Consider the following 19,861-nt stretch of genomic DNA (forward strand, 5'->3'; position numbering starts at 1 on the left):
GACAACGGGGGCGTGGACCCATGGACGACACCGGCTTCAGCGTCTGCCTGCTCGATGCGCAGCAGGTCACCCGCCTGGACGGCGTGACCCGGCTGGTGGCCGAGGACGCCCGCGGCGCGTTCGCGCTCTGGCCGCACCACGAGCCGCTGATGACCGTGCTCGAGCCCGGCCTGTTCCGCTACCGGCGCGCGGCCGACGCCGACTGGCGCTTTGGCGCTTGCGCGGGCGGCCTGCTGGTCAGTGGCCGCGAGGGCGGGGCGCAGACGGTGCGCATCGTCAGCAGCCGCTTCCTGGTGGATGCCGCGCCCGACACCCTGCTGGCCCGGCTGGACGCCCTGCTGGCCGGCGACCAGCGCCTGCGCCTGAGCACCCGTGACGAGCACCTGCAGCTGGACATGGCCTTGATGCGCCGCCTGCAGCAACTGGCCCAGACGGCGCCGGGAGGAAGGGCATGAGCGAACCTTCGGATTGGCCGCCGACCCCGCCGGCGGCGGGCGACGCGCCGATGCGCCAGAACGCCGAGCGCCAGCTCGGCCGGCTGGCCCGGGCGCGCAAGGCGGGCTTTCTGGGCCTGCTGGTGACCGGCGGCACGGCCGGGCTGCTGTTGTGCGTGCCGCTGGTGGGCGGCGCCTACCTGGGCCGCTGGCTGGACAGCCTGTCGGCCGGCTACACCGTGCGCTGGACGGTCAACATGATCCTGCTGGGCCTGGCGGTGGGCATCGGCAACGTGATCTGGTTCTTCCGCACACATGGGCGCTGAACATGGATGAAGGTTTCTCGCTGCACCTGGGCGGGCTCGCGCTGAGCGAGACGCTGTGCCTGTCCTTCGTGGTCACGCTCGGCCTGACCGCCGTGGCCTGGTTCTGGGGCCCGCGCCAGGGCCGGCCCCCGGCCATCGGGCTGGAGGTGGCCTGGCAGCTGATGCACGACGCGGTGGCCGAGGTGGTGGCCCCGGTGCATGTGGACCGGGTGCTGCCCTTCATCGGCAGCCTCTGGCTGTTCATCGGCGTGTCCAACCTGCTGGGCCTGGTGCCCGGGCTCACTTCGCCCACGCGCGACCTGTCGGTCACCGCGGCGCTGGCGGTGATCGTCTTCTTCGCCGTCCACCTCTACGGCCTGCGGGCTGCCGGCTGGCGGGCCTACCTGCGCCACTATGTGCAGCCCAGCCCCATCCTGCTGCCCTTCACGGTGATCAGCGAGATCACCCGCACCCTGGCCCTGGCCATCCGCCTGTTCGGCAACATGATGAGCCTGGAGATGGCCGCGCTGCTGGTGCTGCTGGTCGCCGGCCTCCTGGTGCCGGTGCCGCTGCTGGTGCTGCACGTCATCGAAGCCCTGGTGCAGGCCTATATCTTCGGCATGCTGGCGCTGATCTACGTCGGCTCCGCGCTGGAGGTCAGCCTGCCGGATGGGCAACCGCCCGCGGGCCGACCATCGCCTGCCGCTGCTTCCCCCTCGTCTTCCTCTTCTGCTTCGGAGTCGCCATGACCGATCTGCACCTGTTCGCCATTGTCTCGACCGTGGTGGCCGCGCTGGCCATCGCCCTGGGCGTGTTCTTCCCCGCGCTGGCCATGGGCAAGGCCATCTCGGCCGCGCTGGACGCGCTGGCCCGCCAGCCCGAGGCCGAGAAGGAGATCAGCCGCACCCTGTTCATCGGCCTGGCGATGATCGAGTCGCTGGCCATCTACTGCCTGGTGGTGGCGCTGATCATCTTGTTCCGCAACCCGCTGCTCGAATACCTGCTGAAGTGAGCGCCGGCCGCCGCCGACGGGAGCCCTCATGAACCTTGATGCCACCACCTTCGCGCTGGAGATCCTGAACTTCGCAGTGCTGCTGTGGTTGCTGCGCCGCTTCCTGTTCCGCCCGGTGCAGGCCGCGCTGGCGGCCCGCACCCAGGCCGAACAGCAGCAGCGCGACGCCCTGGTCACCCAGCAGCAGGGGCTGGATGCCCGCGCCCAGGCCCTGGCCGTCCGGGAGGCCGGCCAGGCGGCCCAGCGTGAGAGCGCCCGCCAGGCCCTGGCGCAGGAGATCGCCACGCTGCGCAGCCAGCGTCTGGCGGCACTGGACACCGAGCTGCACGACGAGCGCGAGAAGGCCCAGGCCCGGCTGCAGCGCGAGGCCGCGGCCCGCCAGGAACAGGTCGACCGCCAGCTGCAGGCCCGCGCGGCCGGCTTCGTGGCCGATTACCTGACGCGCCTGGCCAACCCGGCGGTCGAGGCGGCGCTGATCGAGCTGTTCCTGACCGATCTGGCGGGCCAGGCCGAGGCGCTGCGGCCCCAGCTGCGCGCGCTGGCCGGGGCCTCGGCCACCGAGCCGGTGGGGCTGTTCACCGCCTTTCCCGTGTCCGAGGCCCTGCAGGCCCGGGTGGCCGCCGGCCTGCAGGCCGTGCTGGGCGACGGCCTGACCCTGCGCTGGACCCAGGACCCGACGCTGCTGGCCGGCCTGAGCGTGCACCTGCCCGGCCACCAGCTGGAGGCCAGCCTGCGCCGCGGTGTGGATGCCTTCCAGACGCTGGACCCGGCGGTCGCCTTGCCGGCACCGGCGGTGAACGGGGGGGCCTGAGATGGGCGTCCCGCCGCTCGCGATCGCGCCGCAAGTCGGTCTCTCGGTCGAGGAGGTCGGCACCATCCTGGGGGTGGCCGATGGCATCGCCTGGGTCGAGGGCCTGCCCTCGGTGCCGGTGGGCGAGGTGCTGCGCTCGGCCGATGGCAGCCGCGCCTGGGTCTTCCAGCTCGACGAGACGCTGGCCGGCTGCATCTTGCTCGACCAGACCGAGAGCCTGGGCGCCGGGCAGCGCATGCGCCGCTGCGGCCAGGGCCTGGCCATCGGCTGCGGTGACGCGCTGCTGGGCCGGGTGGTCGACCCGCTGGGCCGCCCGCTGGACGGCCTGCCGGCGCCGCAGACCGATGCCCAGCAGGCGCTGGAGGGACGCTCGCCGGCCATCATCCAGCGCGATCCGGTCAGCCGCCCGCTCTACACCGGCAACACGGTGATTGACACGCTGCTGCCCATTGGCCGCGGCCAGCGCGAGCTGCTGATCGGCGACGACGGCACCGGCAAGAGCGCGCTGGCGCTGGACGCGGTGATCCACCAGCGCGACCAGGGCGTGCGCTGCGTGCTGGTGCTGATCGGCCAGCGCCGCGCCGAGGTGGCCGAAACCCTGCGCGTGCTGGCCGCGCACGATGCGCTGGCCCACACCACCGTGGTGGTGGCCGAGGCGGGCACGCTGCCCGGCCTGCAGTACCTGGCCCCCTTTGCCGGCTGTGCCGTGGCCGAGCACTGGATGCACGCGGGCCATGACACGCTGATCGTCTACGACGACCTGGGCAAGCACGCCCAGGCCTACCGCGAACTTTCGCTGCTGCTGCGTCGCCCGCCCGGGCGCGAGGCCTATCCCGGCGACATCTTCTACCTGCACTCGCGCCTGCTGGAGCGCTCCACCCAGCTCAGCGCCGCGCTGGGCGGCGGCAGCATGACGGCCCTGCCCCTCGTGCCGACCCAGCTGGGCGAGGTGGCCAGCTACATCCCGACCAACCTGATCTCCATCACCGACGGCCAGGTCTACCTCAGCACCAAGCTGACCGCCGCCGGCATGTTCCCGGCCATCGACGTGGGCACCTCGGTCTCGCGCATCGGCGGCAAGGCCCAGCACCCGGCCATCGCCCACGAGTGCAAGCGCCTGCGGCTGGACTACCTGCAGTTCCTGGAGCTGGAGCTGTTCACCCGCTTCGGCACCCGGTTGGACGAGGGCATGCAGGCCCGCGTGGCGCGCGGTCACCTGCTGCAGGCCCTGTTCCGCCAGGGCCGGCTGGCGACCCGCTCGGCCGCCGTCACGATGGCCTGGCTGGTGGCCCTCAACGAAGGGCGGCTGGAGGGCTTGCAGGGCGAGGCCCTGCAGCGGGCGCTGGACGCGCTGACCGTGATGGCCGCCAGTGCCCCGGCACTGGACGCTCCCCGGGCCGACTGGGTGGCCGCGGTGCAGGCGGCGCTGGGGGGCTGAACCGGCATGAGTGCCCAACTGCAGCTGCGCGAGCGGGCCACGCTGCTGGCCGACCTGCGCCAGATCGTCCAGGCCATGAAGAACCTGGCGATGGCCGAGCTGCAGCGCTTGCAGCGCTCGCAGCCCGCGCTGGCCGAGGCCCAGCAGACACTGGACGCCGCCTGGGCCCGGCTGGCAGGGGCAGACGCGGACGCCGGCATGGCTGCGGCGACGGCACGCTGCTGGCTGGTGATCGGGGCCGAGCGCGGTTTCTGCGGTGCCTTCAACGCCCACCTGGCGGACGCCGTGGCGGCGCTGGCGGCCCGGCCGGGGCAGACCGTTTGGCTGGCCAGCCGCCGCCTGGCCGACGCCTGGCAGGCCGGGGCCGGGCAGGACGCGACGGCCCTGCGCGTGCTGCCCGGCTGCGCGACGCTGGACGAGGCCGAGCCGGTGCTGGATGCCTGGCTGGCGGCGGCCACCGATGCGGCCACCGCCCGGGCGGGGCAGGAGGTCTGGCTGCTGTCCACCGGGGCCGAGGGTTTGCGCCGCCAGCGTCTGCTGCCGGCGCCTGGCGTGCCCCAGCCCTGGGGGGGCCGCACCGACGCCGCAGGCGACGACCCGGCCCCCCTGGCCCCGCCTGCGGAGGGGCGGGCGAGCACGCCCGGCGCCAGCCGGCCGGTGCGCCTGGGCCTGCCCCGGCCGGTGCTGCTGGCCGCGGTGCTGCACCAGGCCGTGCGGGTGCAGCTGCGGGCCGCGCTGGAGACCTCGCTGGTGCAGGAGAACCACGCCCGCCTGGCACAGATGCAGCGGGCCCAGGACCATCTCGACGAACTGGCGGCCGACCTGCGCCGCCGGTGGGCCAGCCTGCGCCAGTCCGACATCACCAACGAGCTGGAGATCCTCACCTCCGCGCTGGGGCCTGACGCCGGCCACTGACCGGGGGACGAGTGGTGCGGGCGCGACAGCGGCATGTCCCTGCCGTTGTCCAGGTATTTGGCTGAGCTAATAATTGAGTCAGCTAACTATTAGTTAGCCAACTAAATGATTGGCCCCCATGCTCGACGACCCCGCGCTGATGCACCTCACCACCACGCTCACGCGCGTGGCCCGCAGCTACCGGGCGGCGGCCGACGAGGTCAGCAACACCTTCGGCCTGTCGCATGCGATGGCCTGGCCCGCGGTGATGATCGGTCGCATGGGGGAGAACGCCCGGCTGAGTGCGCTGGCCGAGGCGGTCGGGCTGGAGCCGGCCTCGCTGGTGCGGGTGATCGACCAGCTGGTGGCGGCCGGCGTGGTGGTGCGCCATGAAGACCCGCACGACCGCCGCGCCAAGGTGCTGAGCCTGACCCCGCTGGGCCAGGACCAGGTGGCGCGGGTGGAGCAGGCGCTCAACGGGATGCGCCGGCAGCTGCTGCAGGGCCTGTCCGACGCGGACCTGCAGGCCTGCCTGCGGGTGCTGCTGCGGCTGGAGGCCGGCGTGGCCGAACTGCCCAAGGCCACGCCGCTGACACGGCCATGACCTGGCCCACCCGCAGCGAGTGGCTGTACTCGCTCAAATGCTATGCCGCGGCGATGCTGGCGCTCTACGTGGCACTGAAGGCCGGCCTGCCGCGTCCCTTCTGGTCGATGATGACCGCCTACGTGGTGGCCAACCCGTTGGCCGGCGCGGTGCGTTCCAAGGCGGTGTACCGCTTCGGCGGCACCTTCCTGGGCGCGGCGGCCTCGGTGCTGCTGGTGCCCAACCTGGCCAATGCGCCGCTGTTGCTGACCCTGGCCCTGGCCCTGTGGGTGGGCGGCTGCCTGTACATCTCGCTGCAGGACCGCACGCCGCGCTCCTATGTGTTCATGCTGGCGGGCTACACCGCGGCCCTGGTGAGCTTCCCCTCGGTGGACCAGCCGGAGCAGCTGTTCGACAACGCGCTGGCCCGGGTCGAGGAGATCGGCATCGGCATCCTCTGCGCGACGCTGGTCCACAGCCTGGTGATGCCCACCAGCCTGAGCACGCCGCTGCTGGGCCTGCTGGAACGCAGCCAGGGCCATGCCCGCACCTGGCTGGCGGACCTGGCGGCGCGTGCCCACCGTGCCGATGCAGAGGGGGCCACGCTGGCTGCGGATCGCCAGCGTCTGGCCGCCGACATCACCCAGCTGCGCATCCTCTCGACCCATGTGCCTTTCGACACCGGCCACCTGCGTTGGACCGAGGGGGCCTTGCAGGAGATGCAGGACCGGCTGGCGGGGCTGACCCCGGCCTTGTCTGCCGCCGAGGACCGGCTGCAGGCGCTGGAAGAGGCAGAAGGCCGGCTGGCGCCGGACGTGGTGGCGGTGCTGGACGCGCTGGGCGACTGGCTGAAGCTGCCGCCGCCGGACCAGGCCGCGGCGCTGCCCTGGCTGCAGGGCCAGCTCGACAGCCTGGGGCAGGACCCGGTGCTGCCGGACTGGTCGCGCGCGCTGCGCATCAGCCTGGCCACCCGGCTGGGTGAGCTGCTGCTGGGCTGGCAGGCCTGCGGCGCGCTGCGCGCGGAGATCGACACCGGCCTGACCGGCGCCGGGCCCGTCCCGGCGCGCCGGCCCACGGTGGGCACGCGCGTGTTGCACCGCGACCCGGGCCTGGCCCTGCTGTCGGCCGCCGCGGCGGTGGTGGCCATCTCGTTCTGCAGTCTGGTGTGGATCCAGACCGCCTGGCCGCTGGGATCGGTCGCCGCGATGATGGCGGCCATCTTCTGCAGCTTCTTTGCCGTGATGGACAACCCGGTGCCGGCCATCTCGGGGGCTCTCAAGGCGACGGCCTGGTCCATGCCCATTGCGGCGTTGTACGTGCTGGTGCTGCTGCCGCTGGCGCACGATTTCGGCAGCCTGGTGCTGTTCTGTTCGCCAGCCTTCCTCCTCCTGGGCTGCCTGGCGGCGCGGCCGGCCACGGCGGGTCTGGCCTTCCCGATGATCATGGGGGTGGCGGGTTCGCTGGCGCTGGGCGACATCGCCACGCTGGACTTTCCTTACTTCTTCAACAGCAACCTGTCGTTGTTAATGGGCATCGCGGTGGCCGCGCTGGTGAACCAGCTGATGCGCACGGTGGGCAGCGACGTGGTGGCCCGCCGGCTGCGCCGCGCCGTCTGGCGCGAGCTGGCCGCGCAGGCCGGTGCCCGCCACGGCGTGCCGGACGAGGGGCGCACGGTGCGCAGCCTGGACCGCATCGGTCTGCTGGCCCCGCGCATTGCCCAGACGGCGCCGCAGCAGCGGGACGACGCCGCCCGCGCCGCCCTGCGCGAGCTGCGCGTGGGGGCCGACATCGCGGTGCTGCAGGCCCAGCGGGCGGCCGGGGGGGCGCCCGGGGCGCGGCCCTTGCTGGTGGGCATCGCCCGGGGCTTTCGGCAGTGGTCCCGGCACGGTCCGTCCGCTTGGCCCGACGCGCTGCGCCGGGCGCTGGACCGGGCCCTGCTGCGCGCCCTCAAACCCAGCGCCGAGCCGCAGCCGGCGTTGGTGACGGCCCTGGTGGGCCTGCGCCGCAACCTGTTTCCCCAGGCCCCGCTGACGCTGGGGGCTGTTACCGAGGAGCCTGCTGCATGACCGGTGAATTCGACCTGGAGGGCTTGTACGTGCCCTGGCTGATGGCCCTGGCCCTGCTGGCCCTGGTGTTGAACTGGGCGGTGCGCCGTCTGCTGGCGACCACCGGCTTCTACCGCTGGGTCTGGCACCCGGCCTTGTTCGACATGGCGCTCTACCTGGTGCTGCTCTACGGCCTGCACCGGGCGACGGCTCAACTTCTGCTCTGAGATGATGGCGATGAACCTGAACTCCTTGTTCACCCGTGAACGGGCCCGGCAACTGCTGCGCCCGGCGACGACCCTCGTGATGGTGGCGGCCGCCCTGTGGGCCTGCCGCGCGCTGTGGGATCACTACGAACTGGCGCCCTGGACCCGCGACGGCCGGGTGCGGGTCAATGTGGTCCAGATGGCGCCGGACGTGTCCGGCCTGGTGACGGCCGTGCCGGTGCATGACAACCAGGCCGTCCGGGCCGGCGACGTGCTGTTCGAGGTCGACCGGGCCCACTACGCGCTGGCCCTGCGCGAGGCCGAGGCCACGCTGGCCGCGCGCCAAGTCACGCTGGCCCAGGCCAAGCGCGAGCGCGACCGCAACAGCGGGCTGGGCAGCCTGGTGTCGCAAGAGCAGCAGGAACAGGCCCGCACCCGGGCCGAGGAGGCGGCGCTGGCAGTCGACCAGGCCAAGGTGGCGATCGACGCGGCCCGCTTGAACCTGCAGCGCGTCGAGGTGCGCGCCCCGGCCGACGGCACGGTGACCAACCTGGACATCCGGGTGGGGGGCTATGTCAACGCCGGGCGGCCGGCGCTGGCGCTGGTGGACGCCCATTCCTACTACGTCGAAGGCTATTTCGAGGAGACCAAGCTGCCCCGCATCCACCTGGGCCAGTCGGTGCGGGTGACGCCGATGGGCGGCGGCAGCTCGCTGCACGGCACGGTGGAGAGCGTGGCGGCCGCCATCGCCGACCACGACCGCGGCACCAGCGCCAACCTGCTGCCGGCGGTGAACCCCAGCTTCAACTGGGTGCGGCTGGCGCAGCGCGTGCCGGTGCGGGTGCACCTGGACACGCCCTGGCCGGCGGGCGTCCGGCTGGTGGCCGGGCAGACGGTGACGGTGCAGGTGGAAGAGGGCGCTGCTGAGCCGCCCCGCACCCACACGGCCCAGGCCCCGGCGGCCCGGCGGGTGGAGTGACCGCGATGCGTGCTTTGTCTTTCGGTACCGGGGCCACGGGCGTGGCGGTGGCGTTGTTGCTGAGCGCGTGCAGCCACGCCCCGGTCGGCCCGGATTACCAGGTGCCGGCCCAGGCGCTGGCCGCGCAGCCGGGCGCCAGCGCCCCGTTCGCCGAGGCGGCGCCTTCGCTCTACAGCGCCGAAGCCCTGCCGGCCGCCTGGTGGCGGCTCTACGACGACCCGCGCCTGGACGGTCTGGTCCAGCAGGCGCTGGCGCACAACACCGACCTGCGCCAGGCGGTGGCCAACCTGGCCCGCGAGCGGGCGCTGGAGGCCGAGGTGGCGGGCGATCGCCGGCCGTCGGTGTCGGTCTCCGGCGGCCCGGCCTGGGGCCACCAGTCGGGCCTGAGCCTGCTGGAACCGGGGGTCACCCCCAAGGCCCAGTGGCTGACGGACGCGGGGCTGCAGGTGGGCGTGCCGCTGGACTGGTTCGGCCAGTTGCAGCGGGCCGCCGAGGCCGCCCAGGCCAGCCGCGAGGCGGCCGAGGCCGCCACCGACCTGGCCCGCGTGCAGGTGGCCGCTGGCACCACGCGGGCCTATGCCGAGGCCTGCGCCCTGGGGCTGCAGTTGCGCAGCGCGCAGACCTCGGTGCGTCTGCAGGACGAGGCCGTCGGCCTGACGCAGCGGCTGCACGACGCCGGCCGGGCCGGCGTGACCGACGTGGAACGGGCGCAAGGTCTGCTTGAACGCCTGCGCGCGGCGCTGCCGCCGCTGCAGGCCCGTCGCCAGAGCGCGCTCTACCGGCTGGCCACGCTCACCGGCGCGCTGCCCCAGGCCCTGCCGGCCGGGGTGGGCGACTGCGACACGCCGCCGCAGGTGCGGGGCGTGATCCCGGTGGGCGATGGCGCCGCCCTGCTGCGCCGCCGGCCCGACGTGCGCCAGGCCGAGCGGCAACTGGCCTCCGCCACCGCCCGCATCGGGGTGGCCACGGCCGACCTGTATCCGCACATCCGGCTGGGCCTGTCGGTGCACAGTGCCAGCCCGGCCACCGATTTTCTCGGCTCGGACAGTGTGGGCTGGAGCCTGGGGCCGCTGATCTCCTGGACCCTGCCCAACACCGGCGCGGCCCAGGCCCGCATCGCCCAGGCCGAGGCCAGCACCCAGGCCGCGCTGGCCCGCTTCGACGGCACGGTGCTGACCGCACTGCGCGAGACCGAGACCGCGCTGAACGCCTATGCGCGTGAGCTGGACCGCCATGCCGCGCTGGTGGCCGCGCGCCAACACGAGGCCACGGTGGCCGAGCAGGCGCGTCGCCTCTACCAGCGTGGCCGCACCGGCTACCTGCCCGCGCTGGATGCGCAGCGCTCGCTGGCCAGCGCCGAGGCCGATCTGGCCGCCAGCGACGCGGCCCTGGCCGATGACCAGGCGCAGTTGTTCCTGGTGCTGGGTGGCGGCTGGCAGCCCGAGGCTTCGGCGGCGGCACCCCAACCGACTCAGCAGCTGGCCGGTTCGGGCGCGCTCAGCACGTCCCAGGCCTTCAAGGCCTCGGCCACGTACATCAAGGCTGGCCCGCCGCCCATGTAAACGCAGACGGCCAGCATCTCCTCCACCTCGGCCCGGGTGGCGCCCAGGCGCACCAGGGCCTTGGCGTGGAAGCCGATGCAGCCCGAGCAGCGCTGCGTCACGCCGATGGCCAGCGCGATCAGCTCCTTGTGTTTGGCGCTCAGGGCGCCATCGGCCAGCGCGCCCTGGGCCATCGCGCTGAAGCCGCGCATGGCTTCGGGCTGGGACTTGCGGAACGGGCCGAGCTGGGCGTTGATGTCCTGCATCAGGCCGACATGGTCGAAGGTGCTCATGAAAACTCCTGGGTTGGAAGTCGCCAATATACCCAGATGGGTATTGAGGATTTCGATCCAGATCAGTCCACGGCGCCGGCGGGCCGCCGCTCGGGCAGGCCGGCCACCCGGGTCAGGAAGGCGTCCCGGCTGGTGTTGCCGAACCAGGGATGCCAGCGGCGCTGTTCGCCCACCGTGGCCACCAGGCGGCCACGGCGCACGCAGCTGGAGAACAGCAGGGTTTCGTCGGGCAGGCGAAAGACCACGTGGGTCACGCTGTCCCACAGCGACTGTGGCCGGGTCGGCCGGGGCTGGTCCGGGCAGGCGTCGACGATCAGCAGGTCGCCGCAGAACAGCCGGTCGCGCCAGCGAAAGCTCAGGCAGTCCGGGGTGTGGCCGGGGGTGGCGATGACCTCGATGTAGTCGTCACCCACCGGCAGGATGGGTTGCGGGGGCGGCCGGTGCTGCACCCAGGTGGCCTGCAGCTCGGCCAGGGCCGCGCGCTCGGCCGGGCTGCGCTGGGCGTCGTGCTCATGGGTGCGCAGCACCCAGCGCAGCCGGGCGCCCTGTTCGGCCAGCAAGGCCTTGATCACCGGCACGTCCGCCGGGCGCGGGTCGATCACCGACGCCTCGGCGGCCTGGGGGTCGGTCAGCAGGTAGCAGACCGTGCCGGACTGCTCGTCCAGCAGGGTGCGAAACAGCATGGGCGTCTCCTCTCCTCATCCTCGCGGAGGATTCTGAGGGGCGGTTCAGCGCAAAACCTTGAGCAAGACGAAAGCCAGCAAGGCCAGCGCGCTGCTCCAGCCCGAGAACAGCCAGCGCCACAACCAGAAGCGGGGCACGAAGCCCACCCCGCGCACGAAGCCGGCGCTCATGGCCCACAGCAGCAGCATGGCCAGGCCGTGGTCGGCCCGGCCCTGGCCGTCGGTCATCAGCGGGGGGTAGAGCGTGCCCCCCAGCATCAGCACGATGGCCAGCAGCAGGCTGGGGCCGTGCAGGCCCGGCCGCTGCGGCGCGGGCTCGGCGCTCACGCCGCGTCTCCGTCACCGCTGCGGGCGGCGGCGCGACCTTCTTCGTGCTCGCCCCACATCGCGTTCATCACAGCCAGCAGCACGGCAAAGCCGACGCCGAGGATCCAAGCGAAGTACCACATGGTGTATTCCTTTCGTCGGGGGTCAGTAGGCCGAGTGCTCGTTGGCCCGGATGTGGGCCTCCGTCACCTTGCCGCGCATCACGTGGTAGGCCCAGCCCGTGTAGAGAACGATGATCGGCATGAAGATCAGCGTGGCGCCCAGCATCAGGCCCAGCGTCAGGTGGCTGGAGACGCTGTCCCAGACGGTCAGGCTGGAGTTCAGGTCGGTCGAGGAGGGCATCACGAACGGGAACATCGCGCCACCCGCGGTGCCGATCACGCCGGCGATCGCCAGCGCGGAGGCCACGAAGGCGGTCAGCGTGGCGCCGGCCCGGCTCAGCAGCGCCGCGCCCAGGGCGCCGACGATGCCCAGCACCGGCAGCAGCCACATCGCCGGCCAGCGGGCGTAGTTGGCCCACCAGGCGTCGGCGCTGCGCACCACGGTCTTGGCCAGCGGGTCGGGCAGGGCGGCCGGGTCGATGGCCGAGCTGATCGCATAGCCGGGGATGGCGCCGCTGTGCAGCCAGAAGCCCGCGCCGATGAAGCCCAGCACCATCACCACCGCCGCGCCCAGGGCGGCGTTCTGGGCGCGGGCCTGCACCGCCCCTTCGGTGCGGTGGGCCAGGTAGACCGCACCGTGCAGCGTGATCATCGCGCTGCTCACCACGCCGGTCAGCAGGGCGAAGGGGTTGAGCAGGGCCCAGAAGCTGCCGGTGTAGGTGGAGATCAGGTAGCTGTCGAAGTGGAAAGGCACGCCCTGCAGCAGGTTGCCGAAGGCCACGCCGAAGATCAGCGGTGGCACGGCACCGCCGACGAACAGGCCCCAGTCCCAGGTCTTGCGCCAGGTCGGGTTGTCGATCTTGCTGCGGTAGTCGAAGCCGACCGGGCGGAAGAACAGCGCCCAGAGCACCGCCAGCATGGCCCAGTAGAAGCCGCTGAAGGCGGTGGCGTAGACCAGCGGCCAGGCAGCGAAGATGGCGCCGCCGCCGGTGATGAACCAGACCTGGTTGCCGTCCCAGTGCGGGCCGACGGTGTTGATCACGACGCGGCGTTCGGTGTCGCTCTTGCCGACGAAGGGCAGCAGCGTGCCGACGCCCATGTCATGGCCGTCCATGATGGCGAAGCCGACCAGCAGCACGCCAACCAGCAGCCACCAGATGATCTTGAGGGTGGGGTAGTCCAACATGGTGTGACTTTCTTGTTCAAGCGTGCGCGTGAGCGGAATCGGACAGGTAGCGGCCGGTGCCCAGGCTGCCCGGGCCCAGGCGGGCGAACTTGACCATCAGGTACATCTCGACCACCAGCAGCACGGTGTAGAAGCCCACGAAACCGGCCAGCGAGCCGTACAGGCTCGCCACGCTCAGCGTGGACACCGACAGGTGGGTGGGCAGCACGCCGTAGATGGTCCAGGGTTGGCGGCCGTACTCGGCCACGAACCAGCCCAGCTCACACGACAGCCAGGGGATCGGCAGCATCCACAGCGCGGCGCGCAGCAGCCAGCGCTGCTTGCCGCACTGGCCCTTGAGCGTGCTCCAGAAGGCCAGGCCGAACAGCACCAGCATCGCGAAGCCGAAGCCCACCATCAGGCGGAAGGCCCAGAACATCGGGGTGACGCGCGGCACGGTGTCGTTGACGGCCTGGTCGATCATGGCCGGCGTGGCCTGGCGCACATCCGTCGTGTACTTCTTCAGCAGCAGGCCAAAGCCCAGATCGGCCTGGAAGCGGTCCAGCGTGACGCGGGCCGCCACATCGTCGTGGTTGGCACGCAGGGTCTCCAACGCGATCACGGCCTGGATGCCGTTGACGATGCGTTCGCGGTTCTTGGCCTTGATCTCATGGATGCCGGGGATGGTCTTGGTCACCGAGCGGGTGCCGATCAGGCCCATCACCCAGGGCACCGAGACTTCCCAGTTGTTCTTCTGTTCGGCCTCGTTGATGCCGGCCACCAGCTTCAGGCTGGCCGGGGCGGGTTCGGTTTCCCAGATGGCTTCGATCGCGGCCATCTTGGTCTGCTGGGCCTCGCCCACGGTGTAGCCGGATTCATCACCCAGCACGATCACCGAGCAGACGCTGGCCAGGCCGAAGGCGGCGGCCACGCGGAAGCTGCGCTTGGCGAACTCCACATCGCGGCCCTTGAGCAGGTACCAGGCGCTGATCGACAGCACGAACATCGAGCCGGTCACATAGCCGGCCGACACGGTGTGCACGAACTTGGCCTGCGCGTCCGGGTTGAAGACCACCGACCAGAAGTCGGTCATCTCCATGCGCATGGTCTGCCAGCTGAACTCGGCGCCGACCGGGTTCTGCATCCAGCCGTTGGCGATCAGGATCCACAGCGCCGACAGGTTGGTGCCCACCGCCATCAGCACGGTCACCAGCAAGTGCTGGGTCTTGGACAGGCGGTCCCAGCCGAAGAAGAACAGGCCGATGAAGGTCGATTCCAGGAAGAAGGCCATCAGGCCTTCGATGGCCAGCGGGGCGCCAAAGATGTCGCCCACATAGTGCGAGTAGTAGGCCCAGTTGGTGCCGAACTGGAACTCCATCGTGATGCCGGTGGTCACGCCCAGCGCAAAGTTGATGCCGAAGAGCTTGCCCCAGAAGCGGGTCATGTCCTTCCAGACCACCTTGCCGGTCATCACGTAGACGACCTCCATGATGACGAGCAGCCAGACCATGCCCAGCGTGAGCGGCACGAAGAGAAAGTGGTAGAGGGCTGTCACGGCAAACTGCAGCCGGGACAGGTCGACGAGTTGATCCGAAATCACGGGCGGACTCCTTGAGGGGCAGCCGGCGACGGCACCGAGGTGACGTGCGCAGCCGCCGTGTCGGGATTGACAGGCACCTGGGCGGGACGAAAGAACACCCACCACAGCCCGGCCAGCACGGCGAGCTTGACCAGCACCAGCACGGTGAGGTGACGCAGCAGGGGACGATCGTTCATGGCCTGTCGGGTATCAAGATGTGTGCCCAGGCCGGCGCGGTCAAAAAATCCTCTTCTGACAAGGGCTTGCCGAATCCCCTCTGGTCCCGAGGGCTGCCGTGCCTGGCGGATCTGCCATCCGTGGCATAGTCTTTGGCAGTTCTTGTCACACCTGGCGCCCTCGATGAGTTCCGATTCCCTGCCCGTGAAGCCGGCGGTCCGCCACGAGGTGCTGCCCGAGCTGGTGTCCTTCATCGAAGGGCTGCCCGAGCCGCACATCCTGTTCGACCGGCAGTACCGCATCGTCGCGGCCAACGCGGCCTACCGCGCGCAGTTCAGCCCGCGCGGCTCGGTGATCGGGCGCACCTGCTACGAGGTCTCCCACCACTTCAGCGTGCCCTGCGACCAGGCCGGCGAGAGCTGCCCGCTGGCGCAGTCGCGCCGCAGCGGCCAGCGCGAGCGCGTGCTGCACCTGCACCACACGCCGCAGGGCGAGGCCTACGTCAACATCGAGCTGGTGCCGCTGCGCGATGCGCAGGGGCAGCCCGTCTTCTACATCGAGAAGATGGAGCCTTTGCCGCTGGCGCGGGGCATGCCGGCCCGCCAGGGGTTGATCGGCACCTCGTCCGCCTTCCGCGAGATGCTGGCGCTGGTGGCGCGGGTGGCGCCCTCGGAGGCCAGCGTGCTGCTGCTGGGCGAATCGGGCACCGGCAAGGAACTGGTGGCCCGGGCGGTGCACGAAGGCAGCCCGCGCGGCAGCAAGCCCTGGGTGGTGGTGGACTGCGCCAGCCTGACCGAGAGCCTGTTCGAGAGCGAGCTGTTCGGCCACGAGAAAGGCGCCTTCACCGGCGCCCACATGGCCCGGGCGGGCCTGATCGAGGCCGCCAGCGGCGGCACCCTGTTCCTGGACGAGGTGGGCGACATTCCGCTGGCGATGCAGGTCAAGCTGCTGCGCCTGCTGGAGAGCGGCACCTACCGCCGGGTGGGCAGCACCGAGCTGCGCCATGCCGACGTGCGGCTGGTCTCGGCCACCCACCGCGATCTGTCGGCCCTGGTGGCGCAGGGCCGCTTTCGCGAGGACCTGTACTACCGGCTCAGCACCTTCCCGATCGCGCTGCCACCGCTGCGCGAGCGCCAGGGCGACATCCCGCTGCTGGCCACGGCGCTGCTGGAGCGGGTGGCGCCGGGGCGGGCGATGACGCTGGACCGGGACGCGGTGCAGGCCCTGGCCCGTCACCCCTTTCCCGGCAATGTGCGCGAGCTGCGCAATGTGCTGGAGCGGGCGGTGCTGCTCAGCGATGGCGACCACATCACCGCGGCGACGGTGGCGCGCGCCCTCTCGGTGGGCCTGCTGCGCCGCTCCGCCCCGCAGCCGCCCTTGCCGGCCCTCAGCGCCCCGGCCCCGGTGGGCAGCGGGGCAGACCGCGGGCGGCCCCCGGCCTCGCTGCGGGCCGCCGAGGCGCAGGCCCTGCGCGCCGCGCTGCAGGCCCACCCGGGCAGCCGCGAGGCCCTGGCCGCCACGCTGGGCATCAGCGTGCGCACGCTCTACCGCAAGCTCAAGACCCTGGCTCCGGACGGCGCCGACCCGGACTGAAGCAAGGGCTCGGCCCGCGGGCTATGCTTGGCGCCCGACTTGGTTTACCTCTGCTGGACAACGCACGCATGTCATCCCTGATCTTTCCCGCTCCCGCCCCGGTCGTGGCCCCCATCCAGGGTCTGGAAGAAGGCTTTCCGATCCGCCGCATCTTCTGCGTGGGCCGCAATTACGAGGCCCATGCCAAAGAGATGGGCTCGGTGGCCGACCGCGAGGCGCCGTTCTATTTCAACAAGGCCTCCGAGGACTACGTGGCCTCGGGCCGCACCGTGCCCTACCCGCCGGGCACGAAGAACCTGCACCATGAGATGGAGCTGGTGGTGGCCATCGGCGTGGCGGGCTTTCGCATCCCGGAAGGCGAGGCCCTGGCGCATGTCTACGGCTACGCCTGCGGCCTGGACATGACCCGGCGCGACCTGCAGAACGCCGCCAAGGACAAGCAGCGTCCCTGGGACCTGGGCAAGGACTTCGAGAACGCCGCCGTGCTGTCGGCCATCGCCCCGGCCAGTGTGATCGGCCATCCGTTCCGGGCTGCGATCGAGCTGCGGGTGAACGGCCAGACCCGCCAGTCCTCGGACATCTCGCTGATGATCCACCACGTGCCGGCCATCATCGCCCACCTGTCGCAGTACTACCACCTGCAGCCGGGCGACCTGATCTACACCGGCACGCCCGAAGGCGTGGGCCCGGTGGTGGCGGGCGATGTGCTGGAAGGCTCGATCGAGGGCGTGGGCCGCATCGCCCTGACGCTCGGCGCGGCCGAGTGAGCGGAGGCAGGCGGCCCTGGCGCACCGCCCGGGCCGCCCCGCCGCGCCTCAGCGGTGGTGGTAGACCGTGGTCTCGAACTCCACGAAGCCCGGGTAGGACACCGCGTCCTGGAAGGGCAGGATCTGCGTGGCCCAGTAGCCGCCAATGCCGGCCGTGCGGTCGATCCAGAAGTAGCTGTTGGCCAGCCCGGCCCACATCAGTGAGCCCGGTGTGCGGCCGGAGGGCGTGCGCTCCCGGTTGATCAGGAAGCTGTAGCCCCAGCCCTTGGGGGTGCCAGGGAAGAAGTCGCCGCTGTTGGACAGGGGAGGGATGGAGGTGGTCCAGCCGCCCACCGACAGGCCCAGCGTCCGCAGCCCGTCCACCGCCATCGCGTCCACGGTTTCCGCCTTCAGCACCCGGCCGTGCGGGCCCAGGCCGCCGTTGAGGACCATGCGGATGAACTTCATGTACTCGCCGACGGTGGCATAGAGGCCGTGGCCGCCCATGTCCATCGGCGGCGGGTCGGGCAGCACCAGATCGGGCAGCGTGGTGAGCGCCCCGTTGGCCGCGCGGTCGTGGATCACCGCGCGCCGGGTCTTCATCGACGGGCTCATCTGGAAGCCGATGTCGACCATGCCCAGCGGGTCGAACAGGCGCTGGCGCATCACCTCGCCCAGGCGCGCGCCGCGCAGCTGCTCGATGACGCGCCCCAGCCAGTCGAGGTTGACGCCGTAGGTCCAGGCGGCGCCTGGCTCATGCAGCAGCACGGTGCGGATCGACGCGAAGGTGCTGGAGACAATGGTCGGGATCTCGCGCGCGGTGCGGAACCTCAGGTCGTCCTCGCTGAAGAACTCGTAGCACAGGCCCGAGGTGTGCAGCAGCAGGTCGTTGATGGTGATCCGGCGCTTGGGCGGGCGCAGCCGCGGCTGGCCGTCGGCATCGAAGCCGTCGAGCACCTGCAGCGCGTCGATCTCCGGCACATAGTCGCCGGCCGGGTCGGCCAGGTTCAGCCGGCCTTCCTCGATCAGCTGCAGGGCCAGCGTCGCGGTCATGGCCTTGGTGGTGGAGAAGATCGCGAACACCGTGTCCAGCGTCATCGGGGCCTCCTGGCCCCACTCGCGCACACCGGCGGCGCCGGCGTAGATCTCGGTCAGGCGGTCGGTCACCATTGCGACGACGCCGGGCACACCGCCGTGGCGGTGCACGCTCTGGTGCAGCAGGCCGTCCAGGGCGGTCTGGAGAGTGTGGTGGGTCATGGGAACGGTCTCCTTGGGGTCATTGCATCGCGAAGCCGGGGTAGCCCTGGGCGGCCTGTTCGTCGCACTGGCGGTGGTAGTTGCCCACGCCACCGATGTAGGACAGCAGCCGGCGCGGTTTGCCCTCGACGTTGGAGCCCATGTACCAGGAGTCCGTCTTCACGACGAGGGTCTTGTTGGCAGTCTCGTCGTGGTGGGCCACCCACGCATCCTCGAATTCCCGGGTGGCTTCGATCACCTGCTTGCCCTGCGCGCGGGCGTAGGCGATGCAGTCGGTCACCCAGTCCACCTGGGCCTGCAGGCAGGTGGTCATGTTGCACAGCGCGGCGGTGGGGGCCAGCGGCGAGGCGGTGCTGAACAGGTTGGGGTAGCCGTGGATCTGCATCCCCATCGCGGTGCGGATCTCCTGCTGCCACTCTTCCTTCAGCGAGCGCCCGCCGCGGCCGCGGATGTCCACCCGCGTCAGCGCGCCGGAGCCAGCGTCAAAGCCCACGGCCATGATGATCACGTCGAACGGATGGACCGTGCCATCGGCCGTCTGGATGCCCTCGGGCACGATGCGCTCGATCGGCGTCTGGCGGCAGTTGACCGTGTGCACGTTGTCCTGCAGATAGGCCTCGAGGTAGCCGTTCTCCAGCGGCACGCGGTGGGTGCCGAAACCGTAGTCGGTCGGGATCAGCAGCTCGCACAGCGCCGGGTCGTGCCGCAGGCGGTCGCGCATCTTGCGGCGCACGAACTCGGAGACCACCTCGCTGACGGCCTCGTCGAAGAACATCTCCGGGAAGGAGGACAGCCAGAGCGACAGCGAGCCGTCGTCCCACAACCGCTCCAGCACGGCCTCGCGCTCGGCCGGCGTCAGCGTGTCCCAGGGCGGCGCGTCGAAGTCGTAGTCGAAGCCGGCGAAGGTGCTGCGCACGCGCTGCTTCAGCTCATGGAAGCGCTCGCCCCAGCCGGCCCAGTCCTCGGCGCTGTACTGGGGGTTGCGCATCGGGATGATGTACTGCGGCGTGCGCACGAAGACCGTCATCTCGCCGACCTCGCCCTTGATGGTCTGGATCACCTGGATGCCGGTGGCGCCGGTGCCGATGACGGCCACGCGCTGGCCCTTCAGGTCCACCCCTTCCCGGGGCCACAGCGCGGTGTGGACGATCTGGCCCTGGAAGCTGGATTGACCGGGGAAGCGGTCCGTCAGCGGGGCCGAGAGCATGCCCATGCAGCACACCAGGTACTGCGCGTCGATGCGTTCACCCTGGCGGGTGGTGAGGTCCCAGCGCTGGGTGGCTTCGTTGAAATGGGCGCTGTCGATGCGGGTGTCGAACTGGATGTCCTTCTTCAAGTCCATGCGGTCGGCCACCCAGTTGAGCCAGCGCTCCGTCTCGGGCTGGGCCGGAAAACGCTCGCTGGGCTGCCAGGCCTTGTACATGGCCTCGTCGAACCAGTACTGGTAGATCTCGGCCTGCGAGTCGAAGCGTGCACCGGGGTAGCGGTTCCAGTACCAGGTGCCGCCGACGCCGGAGCCGGTCTCGTAGGCGCGCACGTTCAGGCCCATCTCGCGCAGGCGGTGCAGTTGGTACAGGCCGGCCACGCCGGCGCCGATCACGGCGGCGTCCAGGCGGGTTACGGGAAGGTCGCTGATGGCGTTCATGGCTGTCTCCTTCAAGTCCTCTGAGGGGATGGTGCGTGCCGGTGGCC

23 protein-coding genes are annotated in these 19,861 nt (G+C 71.2%); 14 read left to right on the plus strand and 9 right to left on the minus strand.

Going from position 1 to position 19,861, the window contains the following annotated elements; genetic code table 11:
• The first annotated feature begins 20 nt into the window (after window positions 1-20).
• From KGA65_RS01200 to KGA65_RS01255, 12 genes are all read left to right on the plus strand, one after another.
• The gene (locus tag KGA65_RS01200; RefSeq protein WP_225861314.1) at window positions 21-455 is read left to right on the plus strand and encodes an ATP synthase subunit epsilon domain-containing protein; all 435 of its coding nucleotides are present in this window, start codon (window positions 21-23) and stop codon (window positions 453-455) included.
• Window positions 452-760: an AtpZ/AtpI family protein gene (locus KGA65_RS01205; protein WP_225861315.1), complete on the plus strand. Its 309-nt coding sequence runs from the start codon at window positions 452-454 to the stop codon at window positions 758-760. The genes KGA65_RS01200 and KGA65_RS01205 overlap by 4 nt, the downstream gene beginning before the upstream one ends.
• Window positions 761-762: 2 nt before the next feature.
• Window positions 763-1,488 (plus strand): F0F1 ATP synthase subunit A, encoded by a 726-nt coding sequence (locus tag KGA65_RS01210; RefSeq protein WP_225861316.1) that lies wholly within the window; start codon window positions 763-765, stop codon window positions 1,486-1,488.
• Window positions 1,485-1,751, plus strand: a complete 267-nt coding sequence (locus tag KGA65_RS01215; protein WP_225861317.1) for a F0F1 ATP synthase subunit C — start codon at window positions 1,485-1,487, stop codon at window positions 1,749-1,751. Before KGA65_RS01210 ends, KGA65_RS01215 begins: the two co-directional genes overlap by 4 nt.
• Before the next feature lie 28 nt (window positions 1,752-1,779).
• Window positions 1,780-2,562: a hypothetical protein gene (locus tag KGA65_RS01220; protein ID WP_225861684.1), complete on the plus strand. Its 783-nt coding sequence runs from the start codon at window positions 1,780-1,782 to the stop codon at window positions 2,560-2,562.
• 1 nt (window position 2,563) lies between these two features.
• Complete coding sequence (locus tag KGA65_RS01225) at window positions 2,564-4,000, plus strand: F0F1 ATP synthase subunit alpha (RefSeq protein WP_225861318.1); 1,437 nt, start codon at window positions 2,564-2,566, stop codon at window positions 3,998-4,000.
• 6 nt (window positions 4,001-4,006) lie between these two features.
• Window positions 4,007-4,915: a F0F1 ATP synthase subunit gamma gene (locus KGA65_RS01230; RefSeq protein ID WP_225861319.1), complete on the plus strand. Its 909-nt coding sequence runs from the start codon at window positions 4,007-4,009 to the stop codon at window positions 4,913-4,915.
• A 118-nt stretch (window positions 4,916-5,033) separates the two neighbouring features.
• Window positions 5,034-5,498 (plus strand): MarR family winged helix-turn-helix transcriptional regulator, encoded by a 465-nt coding sequence (locus KGA65_RS01235; protein WP_225861320.1) that lies wholly within the window; start codon window positions 5,034-5,036, stop codon window positions 5,496-5,498.
• Window positions 5,495-7,543, plus strand: a complete 2,049-nt coding sequence (locus KGA65_RS01240; RefSeq protein WP_225861321.1) for an FUSC family protein — start codon at window positions 5,495-5,497, stop codon at window positions 7,541-7,543. Before KGA65_RS01235 ends, KGA65_RS01240 begins: the two co-directional genes overlap by 4 nt.
• On the plus strand, window positions 7,540-7,749 hold the full coding sequence (locus tag KGA65_RS01245) for a DUF1656 domain-containing protein (RefSeq protein WP_225861322.1): 210 nt from the start codon (window positions 7,540-7,542) through the stop codon (window positions 7,747-7,749). Before KGA65_RS01240 ends, KGA65_RS01245 begins: the two co-directional genes overlap by 4 nt.
• 10 nt (window positions 7,750-7,759) lie before the next feature.
• Window positions 7,760-8,707 carry an efflux RND transporter periplasmic adaptor subunit gene (locus tag KGA65_RS01250; RefSeq protein ID WP_225861323.1) on the plus strand — a complete coding sequence of 316 codons (948 nt, stop codon included), beginning with the start codon at window positions 7,760-7,762 and terminating at the stop codon, window positions 8,705-8,707.
• Between the two features lie 5 nt (window positions 8,708-8,712).
• Window positions 8,713-10,269 (plus strand): efflux transporter outer membrane subunit, encoded by a 1,557-nt coding sequence (locus tag KGA65_RS01255; protein WP_225861324.1) that lies wholly within the window; start codon window positions 8,713-8,715, stop codon window positions 10,267-10,269.
• Here KGA65_RS01255 and KGA65_RS01260 read toward each other — a convergent pair.
• The 7 genes from KGA65_RS01260 to cydP form a co-directional block, all read right to left on the minus strand.
• Window positions 10,179-10,541: a carboxymuconolactone decarboxylase family protein gene (locus tag KGA65_RS01260; protein ID WP_225861325.1), complete on the minus strand. Its 363-nt coding sequence runs from the start codon at window positions 10,539-10,541 to the stop codon at window positions 10,179-10,181. The two genes, KGA65_RS01255 and KGA65_RS01260, sit on opposite strands and share 91 nt — an antisense overlap.
• Before the next feature lie 62 nt (window positions 10,542-10,603).
• Window positions 10,604-11,224, minus strand: a complete 621-nt coding sequence (locus KGA65_RS01265; protein ID WP_225861326.1) for an MBL fold metallo-hydrolase — start codon at window positions 11,222-11,224, stop codon at window positions 10,604-10,606.
• 45 nt (window positions 11,225-11,269) lie between these two features.
• Entirely contained in the window at window positions 11,270-11,551 is a 282-nt protein-coding gene (locus tag KGA65_RS01270; protein ID WP_225861327.1) for a cyd operon YbgE family protein, read from the minus strand.
• Complete coding sequence (gene cydX / locus KGA65_RS01275) at window positions 11,548-11,673, minus strand: cytochrome bd-I oxidase subunit CydX (RefSeq protein ID WP_225861328.1); 126 nt, start codon at window positions 11,671-11,673, stop codon at window positions 11,548-11,550. The genes KGA65_RS01270 and cydX overlap by 4 nt, the downstream gene beginning before the upstream one ends.
• 22 nt (window positions 11,674-11,695) lie before the next feature.
• Window positions 11,696-12,838: a cytochrome d ubiquinol oxidase subunit II gene (cydB, locus tag KGA65_RS01280; RefSeq protein WP_225861329.1), complete on the minus strand. Its 1,143-nt coding sequence runs from the start codon at window positions 12,836-12,838 to the stop codon at window positions 11,696-11,698.
• 16 nt (window positions 12,839-12,854) lie between these two features.
• Window positions 12,855-14,417 (minus strand): cytochrome ubiquinol oxidase subunit I, encoded by a 1,563-nt coding sequence (locus KGA65_RS01285; RefSeq protein WP_225861330.1) that lies wholly within the window; start codon window positions 14,415-14,417, stop codon window positions 12,855-12,857.
• On the minus strand, window positions 14,414-14,593 hold the full coding sequence (gene cydP, locus KGA65_RS01290) for a cytochrome oxidase putative small subunit CydP (RefSeq protein WP_225861331.1): 180 nt from the start codon (window positions 14,591-14,593) through the stop codon (window positions 14,414-14,416). Before cydP ends, KGA65_RS01285 begins: the two co-directional genes overlap by 4 nt.
• A gap of 163 nt (window positions 14,594-14,756) precedes the next feature.
• Here cydP and KGA65_RS01295 point away from each other — a divergent pair, with 163 nt between their 5' ends.
• Window positions 14,757-16,166, plus strand: a complete 1,410-nt coding sequence (locus KGA65_RS01295) for a sigma-54 interaction domain-containing protein (RefSeq protein WP_225861332.1) — start codon at window positions 14,757-14,759, stop codon at window positions 16,164-16,166.
• Between the two features lie 68 nt (window positions 16,167-16,234).
• The gene (locus tag KGA65_RS01300; protein WP_225861333.1) at window positions 16,235-16,933 is read left to right on the plus strand and encodes a fumarylacetoacetate hydrolase family protein; all 699 of its coding nucleotides are present in this window, start codon (window positions 16,235-16,237) and stop codon (window positions 16,931-16,933) included.
• 48 nt (window positions 16,934-16,981) lie between these two features.
• Here KGA65_RS01300 and KGA65_RS01305 read toward each other — a convergent pair whose 3' ends face one another.
• Entirely contained in the window at window positions 16,982-18,169 is a 1,188-nt protein-coding gene (locus KGA65_RS01305) for a serine hydrolase domain-containing protein (protein WP_225861334.1), read from the minus strand.
• Window positions 18,170-18,188: 19 nt separating this feature from the next.
• Window positions 18,189-19,814, minus strand: coding sequence for a flavin-containing monooxygenase (locus tag KGA65_RS01310; RefSeq protein WP_225861335.1), 1,626 nt, complete (start codon window positions 19,812-19,814; stop codon window positions 18,189-18,191).
• Window positions 19,815-19,861 lie beyond the last annotated feature (47 nt).

The organism is Ideonella benzenivorans, assembly GCF_020387415.1.
GTDB classification, from domain to species: Bacteria; Pseudomonadota; Gammaproteobacteria; order Burkholderiales; family Burkholderiaceae_C; genus Ideonella; species Ideonella benzenivorans.